Origin of the sequence: Gracilimonas sp., assembly GCF_017641085.1 — a bacterium.
In the GTDB taxonomy this organism is placed as follows: Bacteria; Bacteroidota; Rhodothermia; order Balneolales; family Balneolaceae; genus Gracilimonas.
The window spans coordinates 284,105-298,909 of record NZ_JAEPPI010000001.1 but is presented as its reverse complement, the minus strand read 5'-3'; the positions used below and the strand labels follow the sequence as shown (position 1 = coordinate 298,909).

At 41.3% G+C, this 14,805-nt stretch carries 12 protein-coding genes; 3 read left to right on the top strand and 9 right to left on the bottom strand.

What is annotated here, in order from left to right; genetic code table 11:
• Nucleotides 1-200 precede the first annotated feature (200 nt).
• On the top strand, nt 201-965 hold the full coding sequence (locus JJ941_RS01215) for a DUF4382 domain-containing protein (protein WP_290961314.1): 765 nt from the start codon (nt 201-203) through the stop codon (nt 963-965).
• Nucleotides 966-1,092: 127 nt separating this feature from the next.
• Nucleotides 1,093-2,268 (top strand): DUF3095 family protein, encoded by a 1,176-nt coding sequence (locus JJ941_RS01210; RefSeq protein ID WP_290961312.1) that lies wholly within the window; start codon nt 1,093-1,095, stop codon nt 2,266-2,268.
• Here JJ941_RS01210 and JJ941_RS01205 read toward each other — a convergent pair.
• Nucleotides 2,265-3,305: an LLM class flavin-dependent oxidoreductase gene (locus tag JJ941_RS01205; protein WP_290961309.1), complete on the bottom strand. Its 1,041-nt coding sequence runs from the start codon at nt 3,303-3,305 to the stop codon at nt 2,265-2,267. The two genes, JJ941_RS01210 and JJ941_RS01205, sit on opposite strands and share 4 nt — an antisense overlap.
• A 116-nt stretch (nt 3,306-3,421) precedes the next feature.
• On the opposite strand from JJ941_RS01205, the gene JJ941_RS01200 reads away from it, so the two are divergent.
• Nucleotides 3,422-3,784 carry a DUF488 family protein gene (locus tag JJ941_RS01200; RefSeq protein WP_290961306.1) on the top strand — a complete coding sequence of 121 codons (363 nt, stop codon included), beginning with the start codon at nt 3,422-3,424 and terminating at the stop codon, nt 3,782-3,784.
• Here the strand turns inward: JJ941_RS01200 and JJ941_RS01195 are convergent.
• The 8 genes from JJ941_RS01195 to JJ941_RS01160 form a co-directional block, all read right to left on the bottom strand.
• Nucleotides 3,759-5,018 (bottom strand): hypothetical protein, encoded by a 1,260-nt coding sequence (locus JJ941_RS01195; protein ID WP_290961302.1) that lies wholly within the window; start codon nt 5,016-5,018, stop codon nt 3,759-3,761. The two genes, JJ941_RS01200 and JJ941_RS01195, sit on opposite strands and share 26 nt — an antisense overlap.
• Before the next feature lie 82 nt (nt 5,019-5,100).
• Complete coding sequence (hemN, locus tag JJ941_RS01190) at nt 5,101-6,453, bottom strand: oxygen-independent coproporphyrinogen III oxidase (protein ID WP_290968046.1); 1,353 nt, start codon at nt 6,451-6,453, stop codon at nt 5,101-5,103.
• A gap of 163 nt (nt 6,454-6,616) precedes the next feature.
• Nucleotides 6,617-7,186: a DUF420 domain-containing protein gene (locus JJ941_RS01185; RefSeq protein ID WP_290961294.1), complete on the bottom strand. Its 570-nt coding sequence runs from the start codon at nt 7,184-7,186 to the stop codon at nt 6,617-6,619.
• Nucleotides 7,187-7,466: 280 nt separating this feature from the next.
• Nucleotides 7,467-8,141 (bottom strand): hypothetical protein, encoded by a 675-nt coding sequence (locus JJ941_RS01180; RefSeq protein ID WP_290961291.1) that lies wholly within the window; start codon nt 8,139-8,141, stop codon nt 7,467-7,469.
• Nucleotide 8,142: 1 nt separating this feature from the next.
• Complete coding sequence (locus tag JJ941_RS01175) at nt 8,143-9,273, bottom strand: PQQ-binding-like beta-propeller repeat protein (protein WP_290961289.1); 1,131 nt, start codon at nt 9,271-9,273, stop codon at nt 8,143-8,145.
• A 64-nt stretch (nt 9,274-9,337) separates the two neighbouring features.
• Complete coding sequence (locus tag JJ941_RS01170) at nt 9,338-10,831, bottom strand: hypothetical protein (RefSeq protein WP_290961286.1); 1,494 nt, start codon at nt 10,829-10,831, stop codon at nt 9,338-9,340.
• Nucleotides 10,832-10,842: 11 nt separating this feature from the next.
• A complete protein-coding gene (locus JJ941_RS01165; protein ID WP_290961284.1) occupies nt 10,843-11,766 on the bottom strand; it encodes a hypothetical protein in 924 nt (307 codons plus the stop codon).
• A 132-nt stretch (nt 11,767-11,898) separates the two neighbouring features.
• Nucleotides 11,899-14,526, bottom strand: coding sequence for a T9SS type A sorting domain-containing protein (locus JJ941_RS01160; protein WP_290961277.1), 2,628 nt, complete (start codon nt 14,524-14,526; stop codon nt 11,899-11,901).
• Nucleotides 14,527-14,805 lie beyond the last annotated feature (279 nt).

The window sequence follows — 14,805 nt, the reverse complement described above, 5'->3', positions numbered from 1 at the left end:
TACAACACTATATTAGAATCTACCCCTTATTTGAAACTTAAGTAGTTCACACTTGTTAGAGTAAGTGAAATCCAAACCAACCAATCACAACTATGAACTACTTATTCAAGAGACTTAGATTTTTATCACTATTAACGGTACTTATAGGTCTATTTGCTTTCACCGCATGCAACACAAACAGTGGCCCGGGTACCGGAACAATGAAAATTTCTTTAACCGATGCTCCCGCTGCTTATGATGAAGTTAACATCGAAATTCGGCAGGTTCTCGTAAATCAGGATGAAGATGCTGAAGATCCCGATAGTAACGGTGAAGAAAATGACGAGGGTGAAGAAGACGGAGGTGCTGAAGATAATGGATGGTACTCCATACTGGATGACTCCATGACCGTGAACCTGTTAGACTATCAAAATGGAAACACCCTTGAGTTAGGTGAAACTGAACTTGAAGCCGGACAATATAATCAGATTCGCCTGATACTTGGAGATAATAATAACGTTGTTATAGACGGAGAAACCTACAACCTCAGTACTCCAAGTGCTCAGCAATCCGGGTTTAAGCTCCTTGTGAATGCAACTGTAGAAGAAGATCAGGTATATGAGTTAGTTATCGACTTTGATGCTTCTCAATCTATCGTAGAAACCGGGAATGGGAACTACATCCTTAAGCCGGTACTCCGCACTGTTGATTTAGAAGAACAGGCGAGTATTTCAGGAACCGTTCTGCCCGTGGAAGCCGAGCCCTTTGTGTATGCTATAGTTGGGCAGGATACTGTTGGAACTCAGCCTGATGAAGAAGGTAATTTCAAACTTGTAGGACTTGAAGATGCCACCTACAACGTATCCTTCAACCCCACTAACGATGCCTACGCTGATTCCCTTGTAGAAGGAATTGAGCTTGAAGACGGAGAAGAATTTGAGTTTGAGGAAACCATTGAGTTGGAAAGCTCCGGAGTTCTCAACTAATCCAATTCGTTAATAATATCGTATGTAGAAAAGCCCGCTTTTTTAGCGGGCTTTTTTTACTTCAACTATTCCCAAATTAATTTGTTATGCTATGAACCGTGTGTAACCCATTTGCAAACCCACATTTATGAACGCCCAAGAGTTTTACGAAAAACTGAATACCGTTTTTTCTTTCCGGGAGGTTTCTGATCACTCCTTATATACTCCCCTCCCTGACGACTGGTACATTGCCCTCGCTGATGTAAGAGGGTCAACAGATGCTATACGCCTTGGGAAATATAAAGAAGTAAACATGGCGGGTGCTTCCATCATCGCGGCATTGAATAATCTCTACAATAAAGAAGACCTCCTTCCCTATCTTTTTGGTGGTGACGGCTCCCTAATCGCGCTGCCCGATCGCCAAATCGAGAAAGTAAAAGGTGTATTGGCATTCTGCCGTAAAGCGGTTAAAGATGCTTACGGACTTGAAATGGCCATTGGGATTATACAGGTAAAAGAACTCCGGGAGATGGGGCAAGATGTAAGTGTGGCCCGGCTGGCTCTGTCCGAATATTTGGATCAAACCATTTTTTGGGGAACCGGGGTTACCTTTGCCGAACAGCTTATAAAGCAAGAAGACCGGCTTAAGGATATTGAACCGATTGAGGCTGATTTTACGGGATTGGAATGCCGGTGGAGCCAAGTGCCCAGCGATAAAGATGAGGTAGCTGCCTACATCATACAGTCATTTAAAAATGATGATGAAAGAAGTGCCGAAATTTACGAGCAGTGTTTTGAGAAGATCGAGGAGATTTACGGTACCGAAGACAGCTTTCATCCCCTGCGGGAAGACGATTTACAAATGACCACCAACCCACTTCTTCTTGGGGTGGAGTGGAAACTCCGAACCCAGCCACCTTCCCTGTTCAAAAAACTGAAACATATAGGGATGATGATCTTTCAGCTTGTCACCGGATTCTACCTGATGAAGTTCAAAAAGAAAACCTCTGCCACCAACTGGGGAGATTACAAACCCGATTTAGTGCGCCACGCTGATTACAAGAAATTCGGAGACGGCTTGCGCTTCGTGGCCTCCGGCACCATTCAGCAACGAATGGAAATGACTGAGTTTTTGGAGGGCTTATTTAATGAAGGCAGTGTTGTTTACGGAGTTCATGCATCCTTCGCAGCAATGGTAACCTGCTATGTAAGGAGTTACCAAAGCAATCACATTCACTTTGTAGATGGTACCGAGGGCGGCTACGCAAAAGCTTCTCAGGAGCTTAAAAGCCGGAGGGCTCAACTTGAAGCTCAAGACCATTAAGCAGGAGAAGCCTGACTCAATTTTTTACGAACGACCGGAGCAACTTCTTTGGCAAACAGTTCAATAGAGCGTAAAAGCTTTTCATGAGGAACGCTTCCCACACTCATCTGAAGAAGAAATCGGTCATGATTAAAGATCTCATGCTGGTACATGATTTTATCAATTACATCCTGCGGGCTTCCAACTACATTTGCTCCTTTTAAAGTGATCGATGCATCAAACTGCTGTCGACTCATCACAGGCCACCCTCTCTCCTTTCCGATTTTGTCCATCGTAGTTTTAAAAGCCGGAAAAGCAATATCAGCGGCTTCCTGTGTGGTTTCTGCAATGAATCCGTGAGAATTTATACTCAATGCAGGTTTGGGTTGATTGTGTTCTTCGGCAGCGCGGCGATGCAGGTCGGCCATTTGTTTAAACTGAGCCGGTTGACCTCCAATAATCGCAATAGCCATAGGCATTCCCATTGCTCCCGCTTCATATGCCGACTTTGGCGTTCCACCAACTGCCCGCCATACCGGCATTTTATCCTGATAAGACTGAGGATACACGCCTCTGTTATTAATGGATGGACGATATTTACCCTGCCAGGTGATTTTCTCTTCTTCTCTGAGCTTCATCAACAGCTTTAGTTTTTCGGAAAAAAGCTCTTCATAATTTTGCAAATCGTAGCCAAACAATGGAAAAGACTCAATAAAAGAACCACGCCCCACCATAATTTCTGCCCTTCCTTCCGTAAGCAGGTCAATGGTTGAAAATTGCTGAAACACCCGAACCGGATCTTCCGAACCGAGTACAGTAACCGCACTGCTCAACCGGATATTTTTGGTTCGGCTTGCAGCAGCTGCAAGCAGCGTTGATGGTGAAGATGAGACGTACTCTTCCCGGTGATGCTCCCCAATGGCAAAAACATCCAGCCCAAGTTCATCGGCCAGTTCAATTTCTTCCATCAGGTTTTTAAGCCGTTGAGACGGATGTAACGTTTTTCCGCTTTCAGCATCAGGGGTGTTTTCTACAAAGGTATATATCCCAAATTCCATGTCAGTATCTCTTCAAAGTTTGAAATAATTCAACATTAAACTAACCATATTTTTCCTAAGAATGGTCATTCTGCTTATTGATTTCATCAATGCACTTGATTTTATTTCTCACACATATGAAGCATCAAATAAAACTGAAACGCGTTTACGAAGAGTCTGCTCCGGATGATGGGTACCGAATCCTCACCGAACGGTTGTGGCCACGCGGGGTTTCCAAAGAGCGTGCTAACCTGGACGAGTGGATGAAAGGGGTAGCACCCAGCCACGAGTTAAGAAAATGGTTCGATCACGACCCTGAGAAGTGGGATGAATTCAAGGACCGCTACCGGAAAGAATTATTTGGTTCTGAGGCTGTTCAACAACTTATTGACACGGTAGAAAAGGAAGATGTCATTACCTTTGTATTTGCATCCAAAGATGAGGAGCACAACAGCTCGGTTGTGCTGAAAGAGTTTATAGAACAACTTCTTTCCGAATGATTTCTACGGATTGATGTTCCTGATCAACCATCTTTTTCAGCTTAATCCAGAAAAACAGAACCGCTATAACCGGGAAAATCGCAGCTAAAGCCAGCACGTTAAAAATCCATGGTCCGCTAAGTGATTCCGGCCAAAGTGTAGTCATCAAAACAAGGCTCATTATCAGCAATACAACAGATCCCAGCACAAAGTAGAAGTACTTCTTTTGCATGTTGGCCATGTGATGGAGAAACCAAATCACGCCAACCGTGAATGCCCCCAACAAAGTGGTGTGCAGGTATAGTATTCGCGTGCCATGATCAGAGAGCCACATTTCCATGGGCGATACAGAGGCAACGAGCTGCATCACCGACTTAACCACGAGAAAGAGTAACGGCCAGATCCATATTGAGATGTTACTCCACCTGTTTTTTATTGCAGAATAGACAAACAGCAGCACCCCTTCTGCGATAAGTACGCCTCCGGTACGTGCAGCCACCGACAAGTCGAAATTAATAAGTCCATCAGCTATTCCATACGGGAATGTGAGCGGTGCCCCAATGGCAATCAATCCGATTAATACTGTGGGGGAAACTTCACATTCATCCTCCTTTAATTGCAAAGCTTTGGCAACCAATCCCATCAAAACTAAAATTACCCACCCTTCAATAAAGGTAGCGAGGAAGAAATGCGTGAGTGCTTTGGGTAACAATACCCCGCCAAAGTTTGTGATCTGTAATACTCCAACCGACCAGGCGCCAAGGGAGCTCACAAATAACATCACCAAGGCGCCATCAAAAAAGGGATTCGGCGTATATCCTTTCTTTCTTCGGCGGGTGATCAAATATCCGGCCATAAATCCATACCAGCCCAGCATTACCATCCCCGAAAAAATAACAGACAAGGGAAGGGAAGCATAACCAATAGCTATGGGTTTATACCCATAAAGCAGAAACGGGGGGAACGACAGTAATCCAAATATAACAATCCACCAAAGTGCGTTTTTCATTAAACGAACCCCAAAAGCGGCGTGATAGCCCGAAACGATATCCAGCTTAATCAGGTACAGCGGTAGCAAAGAGGCCCACCCGAAGAACATCAGGTGTGAATGGGCATGCCTCATATTCTCCAGGTTCAGATATACCGGTAACGGCTCCACAAAACCAAAACGGAACAGAAAGCCTGTGAAGCCTGCCAGCACAAAACTGAACATGGCCCACTGCCAGATTCCTGAATTTTTTGCTAATGAAGTCATCAAACAATCCCTCTGCTAATTTCAACTGACAAAGAATACATCCCTTTCATTAAGGTTAGATGAAGATGTCGCTTATAGTTAATCATACGGTTTTAGAAAACAAGTTCTCTCTGGGCTTGCTTTCCTGAAGCTTGCGGTCGAAGGCCATACAAATATTTCGTACAAATGGAATTCCTTCTTTTGTAACCGTCACTTTACGGCCGTTTATATGAACCAGTCCGTCAGATACCAATTCTTCTAAATCCTCCTTAATCTTTTCAAATAAGGGATAATCACCCTCAAACTCCGTTTCAAAACGACACATGATGTTCAGGATATTTTCGCGGAGCAACAGGTCTTCCGTACTCAACAGGTGTCCTCTAAAAACGGGCAAATCACCCTCTTCCACTTGCTGCCGGTAATCTTTAAGCTTTTTCTCGTTCTGGGCAAAACTATACCAGCTGTCGCTAATGGCCGACATCCCCAAACCAATTAAGGCTTTTGTTGAGCCGGACGTGTATCCCATAAAATTACGGTGCAGGTCCCTGGCCTTCATTGCCTGATACAAGGAGTCGGACGGCAAAGCAAAATGATCCATACCTATTTCCCGGTATCCATTTTTAAAAAACATGTGTTTTCCCAGCTCATACAACGCTCGCTTTTCGTGATCTTTGGGCAGGTCTTTTTCATCAAACCCCCGCTGACCGTTCCCCTTCATCCAGGGCACATGCGCATAACTGTAAAAGGCAATCCGGTCCGGACGAAGCTCGTTCGTTTTATTAATGGTATTCTCTATGCTTTCCGGTGTTTGATGAGGGAGCCCGAATACCAGGTCATGATTTACAGAGGTGTAACCAATTTCCTGTGACCACTCATGAACCCGTTTCACATTGTCAAATGGCTGAATGCGATTGATGGCAAACTGTACCTGCGGGTCGTAATCCTGAACTCCGTATGAAACCCTCCGAAATCCCAGATCATACAAAGTCTGCAGGTGCTCTTTGGAAGTATTATTCGGATGCCCTTCAAAGCTGAACTGATAATCTTCTGCGAGTTCCGCTTTCTCCAGTATTCCATTGATAAGTATTTCAAGATTGGATGTACTGAAAAAGGTGGGCGTTCCTCCGCCCAAATGGATTTCCCGAATCATCGGAGTAAGCGGTAGAAAATCCAGGTATAACTGCCATTCCTTTAGTACTGTTTGTATATAAGGATCTTCCACGTCGTGGCGCCTGGTAATTTGCTTATGACACCCGCAAAAAGTGCACAAGCTTTCACAGAACGGAAGGTGAATGTACAGGCTAATCCCATCCGCATAGCTTTCCACGAACGAACTTATCAGGGTAGATTCCCAGTCTTCAGTTGTGATTCCTTCTTCATCCCAAAAAGGAACCGCCGGATAGCTCGTATATCTCGGTCCCGGAACGTTGTATTTTCGTATCAGTTCGGTATTCATCATGCCTCATAGATTTATGAAGCTATGATACCCCTTGTTTTTGAAGATTTGGTGAATTCTCGGTTTAAAACATCGAACAAGGAACAACGAACACCGAACTTTGAACTAATGTAGAAAGACACCTTAAACGTTTAAAGTTGGATGTACCTTGTTGGGTGTTCTTTCAACCCCAGGTTTTAAGCATCAGGAATACCAACACCCCGGTCACTGAAACATACAGCCAGATGGGGAATGTCCACCGGGATACTTTTTTGTGGGTTTTAAATTTTCCGCTGAATGCAAAGTAGAAACTGGAAAGCACCAGCGGCACCACAAAAACGGAGAGGACGATATGCGTTATCAGTATGAAGAAATAAACAGGACGGATAAATCCCTCGCCCATGAACTTGGTATCTCCCACAAAATGGTGGTACACTACGTAGCTCACCAAAAATAAGGAGGAGGTCACAAAAGCTGCGAGATTAAACCGCATGTGTTTCTGAAAATCCCTGCGTTTTATTTCCCGAAAAGCCAGTACCAGAAAGATCGTACTCAGAAAATTCAACCCGGCATTTACGGCCGACAGGTTCTTAATCCATGGAACCGGAGCCTCGGCCCCTTCCTTGAAATAGATCAGCCAAAAAAGAAAAAGTACGGCCACTATACTGAGTCCGGCTATCAGTCCGATGGCCTTCTTTGCGCTGATTTGTTCTAATATTTTTGAAGATTCAGGTAAGGTGAAATTTTCGGGCATGTCGTTCTACTTCTATATGATTGCGACCCAAAGTTAAGACATGCATAACCAAAAGGTGAGTTTTTTTGGTTCCTTTTTTTGCCACTAAAGCTCTAAAGCACGAAAAGGAATGGAAGGCGGATGTCTGGGATCGAGCGGGTAATCACGGTAAATAATTTCATTAGGCTTTAACGCCTCATAAAAAATCGGGATAAGTTTTAAGGGAACTTATAATTTTTGGATACGATCCAAGTTGAATCACATAGTAATGCCCCGTGATATGAATTAATGTGATGGTAATTCAGAACTTCAGAATAATTGAAACTTTCTGAGTCCCCAAAGCAACATGCTGATATCCGACCCGGAAATATATGAGCTCCCAATTTATGAATACCCCTTTTTTTCCGACAGATTGTTTACCGACCTCAAGATAAGGGGCAATTTCTACACCCCCGTTTATCATCCCAAAGTCATTGAAGGTATAGGTTGGAGGTCTGCCACTATTTTCGGAAGTATTGCGCATTGCTTTAACACCGGAATAGTAATTAACCCGGGTGGTTATGCGCCCGCCCATATTAACCACAATTTTATTAGTATTTTTAATACGGGATGCTTGCTTCTTGTATGTAAAGCCAATCGAGTATAAATCCTGAAGTTCTACTTCTTTATCACCGGGTTCTACGTCAGGATCTTCGATGCTTTTTGGTGAGGCAGAGAACCCTCTGTATACAGAAATATGATAATTATCCTTGCCTGAATATTTCCCAACATCAACTCCTGTGAGCACATAACCGGCCAAATGAAAGTTAAAAAAGCCATCTGCAACTAAAGCGGGATGATTACTGGCCAAAAAATCAAAGCCTCCGTGTACAGAGGCATAGTAGCCAGCAGGAGTATTATCCTGTGCTTGAATTAAACCAGGGTTAAACAAGAGCAATACTGAGCTGAATAATGAAATAGATATTATTTTATACATATCAATCCTCCCTTAAGTGCCACGGCTGGTAGGCTACCAGTTTGTAGCTGCTTTGAACTAATAGTTTATTCTCTGAAACAGACAGGTGCCAGATGTAACCCCCGCCTTCCGGTCCTTGTTGCTCGTGTACCAACTCCCCAGTTTCGACGTCCAGAACAAAAATACTCCCATGGTCGGAATGATAGACATAGCCTTCCAGATACACCTGTTGTACAAAGGCAGAACCCTCCCAGCTATATTCCCAAGCTAACTCGCCAGTACTTTTATCCAATGCAAACAGTCTCGCATCTCCTGCGAAAAACAGATGCTTAGGGCCAATAGTAAAGTTCCGGGTCCATTTGCCTGAGTCATCGGTAATAAATTCCCAAATGATCGCCCCTGTTTTGGCATCCAAAGCCATATAAACATTTTCTTCAGAGTTTCCCGAGGTCCCGGCATAAAGAATACCGTCCTCCACAATGGGGGCGGTTCGTACAAATCCACCGTTTTCCGTAAAGTAGGCCCACAGGCTATCTCCAGTACTAGAATCTAACGCCGTGATCTGGCCTACGGTGAGGCCGCCATGGATGTTTTTTGCCTGCCCTGCAAATAATTTCTGACTATTGCTTCCAACATGTGCTACCGGCATTCCCAGATTTTTTATGTATTCAACACCTCCATTTACATTAACTGTGTACAATTGACTGCCCAAACCAACAATGGCATAGCCATTATTAAATATAGCATGTGTGCCAATCTCGAAAACCGTCAAAGGAGAATCTATCGGTACTGTCCATAAACGATCTCCAGTACTTTTGTTCCAAGCAATTAACTCATCATAGTGATTTGTAAAAAGCTGATTCTCATTCTCTAAAAGTTTAGCCCCCGCCAATGAATACACCCCAAAGTCTTCTTTTTGCCAAATCAAAGTTCCATTCTCAACCGATAATGCTGTAATATGAGCATCACCACTCATTACAACCATTCCATTATCCGTTACTAATGGAGGGTGATTAGGTGCATCAACATGTTCATAGGAATATTCCCATAATTGAGGAAGGATAGGATCTTCATTCTTGGGTTTATCACTCGTTGTAAAACAAGATTGGATTAATAAGGTAAATAAAAATAGAAGTTCACTGAATCTTTTCATGATAGTTTCTTGAGTAAAAAACCCGGCCCAGTAGAATTAAGGGCCGGATCGTGTTTTGAATTAATTATTGGATTCCAAACAAACCTTTAAGCCAGTCCTCAGCTTCTTCCATCGCTGGGTTGGGATTGCCTTCGCTAAACACCACCTGCCCATTCTCTTTCAAGGTATATGCGCGCTCATAGTTACGCAACTCAAAGTGGTTATAACCGCCGTCATCACCCCTGGGTGTGATGTTGACGTCTTTCATGTAAATGTTATTGAGGTCATTAAAGTTGTCGGTTTTACTCCAAAGAACGCTGTGTGTAGTTACGACCCCATCATGCTTAACTGGCACTTTAACTTGACTGCTTTTATACACATACTCACCATTAGGATTATCTGAACAATTTTCATCTGGTAACTTGATTGCTAATTGATCTGAAAATGACTGTTCTTCACAAGGAGGGACATATATTCTGTAGTACACTGTTTCATATCGATAAGCATTTATAAATTCAGCCCATATGTTTCCTATCTGATCTATTTCTTTCTTGGCTGTTCTCCATAGCTCTCTATTTTCTCTGGATTTTTTAAATGCATCTTCATGATGTTGACATTTATTCCATAGGTCAAACCATCGGAGAGAGGCTCGACACAAAAGATTATTCGTATAATTAATATCAAAATTTACGTTATGCAGGTCTTGATTACGCTGAAAGTATTTATTTCTCAGGTCATCAAGTTGTTTTAGCATTTTTCCTTCGTCTTTTAAAATTGCATCCCCTTCAAAAATATGCCCCGCCATTCGGATTGGAGCCTTATTTTTTTCTGCTCCAATCAAAGACAGATAGTTAGGTGGATGCACCTTAATATTATTATAGTTATAAGAATTAATACGCTCTATCACTTCACCTTCAGGTCCTATTAAAGAATTAGCATTATGTTCTATAATTTCCTCAGAATATCCCAAAGCAGAGTCCCTTACAGACTCTATATAAAATGGAATTTTAGCTATTTTGGATAGGTTATCCTTTCCTTCAACTATGTCTAATATCTGTACAGCAACATCAAGAGATATAATTCTTGTTTCATACGCATCCTCAATCCGATCCTGCATGAGTTTCAATCTTGAATTTATGTAGCTAGTATCTACGTCTGTTGCCATTGTTCCTTGTGAGGGCCCGCCTATAGATATAACAGCAACGATGTTAAATTCATTAATTTTCAGGCTCGGATATATCTCTCTTGCGACTAATCCGCCTAAACTATGTCCAATTAGGATCCATTCATCTTTGGCAGGATCTCCTTTTTCCTTCATATCCTTAATGAATTTACCCACTAAATGATCAAGAGATGCTTGGCTCTTAATATCCATGGTCTCATAGCTAAGAACTACTTTATCATCCAGAATTGCCTGATCCCCGGTAGTCCAAGCTGTAGGAACTCTACTATCTACCGTCCATTTCTCCGGCCCGCCTTGAAAACCATGGATAAATACCCCAATTTTCTTTTGGGCTGAAACGTTTGCAAACATTATCAAACTGAAAATTATCGAAAAAATTATTTTTAGTGATTTCATGATACTATCCCCTAATTATGAATGATTTTAATGTTTTCCCTATTCATTGTTGTTCTCTGAATTATACCCCAGGCGTTATTAATTTTACCATATGTAAACCGCTCTTCGCTGGCAAGAATTGGAAATCCATTTTTGCTCTCAAAGTGGCTACGAGTAAGAGAAATGATTTCTCCTTTTGAGTTAATTTTTGCATACAACAGAATATTCCCGTTTTGTAAGTCTAGCACATACTGTTCCTCTGATATCCCATCTCTTGCATTTTGAGCGTCAGCTTTTCTTCTGAATTCGACATACCTATCTCCCACCCTGTTATAAACTACTCCAGAATTCTCTATTTTCAACAGGTTATTCTTTACCGCTTGTTGAGTATTATCATTGTTTTGTAGCAAAGAATCGAAAAGAGTTGGGTCAACTTTGTATAGTTCTTTATCGACCGGATACCTTTCTATTATTCTACCAGACTTTGCAATATAAATTAGTACACCATCTTTGAATTCTGTCCTGATAATTGGATCATAATTTGCAGACTTAGCGGGCATTGTAGATTTCAGCTCATTATAAGCCTCCTCCGGCATATTCATCTCCCCGTCTCCTTCAAGGAACTCGGTAATCGATGTCATGTAACCTTCTTCATCGTAGGCTATTATTTCTCTTGTCTTCTCATAGTCGACAAGTAATTCACCGCCATTAGTTTGACTTTTATTCAGCCCGGCACTTATCCCTTGTGGCCATAACCGGGAATAGGTAATCTCGGTTTGGTCATAGGATTCTGCATATTTAACATTAATGTTTAATCCTTCAATTGTTTGTTCCTGTTGAGAATCCTGCTCAAAAGGACTATTAACCTGCTTACATGCATACGTAAGCGCAATACTTGTCACGAACAGTACCACCAACATTCGCAACTGTTTAGTTGAGTTTAGATGTGTTTTCATTGTATTTTTGATTTGCAGTTAATTCCATCAAGTAATTGATGGAGTTGTTGTTTACCGTGAGGGGCGGGGTCCATTCCTGCCCTTCACTTTTTTATATGGATTATTCCATATGCTCTTTGTTTATCTTTGAATTCATTTAATAAGCATCACTTTTCCGGTGAATCTTTTGGTCTCATTGCTTCTCTCTCTTTTTAATACAGCCTGAACAAAGTATACTCCGCTAGCCAGGCCATTCAGGGTTATTTTCTGAGAATGATTTCCTGCCTCAAATACTCTTGAAGGCACACTCCTCACACTCCTTCCCAATACATCAATCACTTCCCAGCCCACGATTGCTTTCTCAATCAGAGTAAAAGGAACATTAGTAGATGGATTAAATGGATTCGGATAGTTATTACCCAGAATAAATCCATTTGGGATATCTATACTCCATTCTATGTTATCCCGATATATAGTTTTACCGTCCTGAGATTTATAACTATTTATAAAGGTGTACTGGCCATCTACCATAACCGGGAATTCATAAATGGCTCCATCCTTAGTTAACGCTGTTTGCTTTCCGGTTCTATAACTTCCATCCGGCATAATGGCAGCCGTTTTAATTGATGAGGTATCGAATTTTAATTCAGGTTGTACAAGCACCTGTACATTATCAAATCCATAGTCAATATCACGGATTGAAGAAACCTCTTGAACTCTAACTTCAGGCAGAACTACCCCCATCTCGAATGCCGGATTCCAATTATTTAAAGAATTTCCACCAATCTTATGATTTGATAATGCCCCCCATCCTTGTTGGATATTCGATTCATTAGAATAAAAAGTGGCATTTTTACTTCCATAGTCCAGTCCAAATGCTATAAAATTTTCGTCATCTGAATCGTTACGGAGGATGACCATCACTGAATCCTTTACAGCAGATAAATCGCCATAAAGCTCAAAAAAGGAGAAAGCCTCCTCAACCAACTTTCCTGCCTCTCTCTCAACCTCAATAGTAACAGGACTTGTTATTGGCTGATCCGGCTTTTCTCCTTTTACATTGTATATGAGTATTTCAAAATCTCTCTCTGCGTCTCCATCAACTCCTGACCCTTCAAGCTCCGATTTAAATAGTGTCCAAAGCCTTATCTGTTTTAGCCAATAGGTAGATTCTTCCGGAGGGATGATTATGGCAAGCTTTTCATCACTACCATCCAACATCAAATAAGAAGCGTTTTGGAAAAATATATCAGGAGTGAAGTCGCCATAACTCCATTGCAGCTCTATTCCGGAAAGTGAGCCATCCCCGAAAAGACTAAAAGATGAAATATCAGAAGATGGTTCCACTCCAAAGTTAGAAACAATGATATCTATACTTCCATAATCAGCATCTGTGGATTCAACCTTAATAGAAGATGATCTGAGTTTCTTAACCACTTTTTTATCTGTTCCGGGGTAACTGGAAACTGAACTAAGCCATACATTATTCTGAAATTCTTGTCCGGTACTAAAATCAAGTTTTTTAGCTAATGAATAGTGTAATGGTAAGTTCACTAATTGAGGTAGCTGGCCACTTAATACACCTGGTAAAGTTTGAAATTTGATTACTGTTTCTAAAAACTGACTTTGTCTTAACTCATGTTTATAGCCAAGCGTCGGGTTTTGATTATTATCATTAAGAAGTAATGCTAACCCCCAATTTTGAAATACTTCCTCAAAAACAAGTTCAGACTCAGCTTCTATCACACTTTGGTACCCCTTGATTCCTACTTCTTGGTTCTGAACAAACTCCTTCAGGCTTAGAGCTCCTAATTGTTCAATCAGATAATGCGTCCATAAAGATGCCCTTGAGTAATCTGGCAACGGGTTATCATAGTTCCAACTTGTAAGCTTTCTGTAAGGACTTTTTTGAAAGGCGTCCGTAGATCTTGGTTCAAACCCACAAATGATTTCAACTGCTTCGGAATACCCTTCATTTACAAATACCAATTCAGGAGTATTTCCTTCATATCCTGCATGTATTAGATGTTGGCTCTCATGTGCAAATGTAGATAATGCCCTTTCCAAATAAATTTCACCCTCATACAATAGAGTTGGAAACAGGTCTAAATAAACGATGTCCCTAAAATTCGAGTATTCAAATTCGAATAAATTAACCGGGTCAAAAAAACCAGCAACATAACTACCTGTCTGTTGGAATTCGTCATGTATATCCAGTAACAGTACATCCAACTCCCCGTCACCGTCAACATTTGGGAACTCTCCAACGTATTCTTCTAATATTTCAATTATACCTTTTGAAGAATCAACTGAAAGTCTTGGTGTTCCCTCATGCAAATAGGAATCAAAGCCATTAAGGATTTTTGTCAAAGCATTTGATTTGCTAAGCGAATCATGCGCAGACTTCTCTATCCATAAACTAATTCCATTCCTATTATAGGTCTTGACAAAGATTTCTGAATACCATTTTTGACCCGATAATAAATCCCGAACGAAAAAGCTTTTCTCCTCACCAATTTTATATGTATAACTTCTGCTCTTCTGCTTAGCAAGCTTTTGCTTTGTCCTATAAAACTTGCTCCTAATATCTTGATAGTAACTATCAGCAATAAACTTAGATGTGATTTCTATTTTGTTAAAATCAGTGTAGCCATAGTCATGCCTTACCTCTTTCACATTACCCTTAAAATCTACAGCTTGTGCAACAACATTTATTTTTAAAGTAACGTGAAGAGAAACTATTACGATAAGCCCTATTATATGCTTACTTCTCTGACCCATTTCCCTGACCAACTAATTATGATGTAAAGGTAAGACCCCTAAAAAACTATTTTTACTTACCCCGTTATACCCAAGAGGAACCTGCTTCTCATTTGTTACACTTATTTTGAAATTTTTTTATTTCCCGTTTAAAACTCCTAAACGCATAAGCATAACAACGATACCTGCTATTGAAGGAAAGTGAGTTTTTCTCATTCCTTTTTCGGCATTTTTGCTAAATGTGTACTATCTTTTCGCCCTCACATCTTTAGGGTGTGACCGGAGTCTTGGTCAATCTAT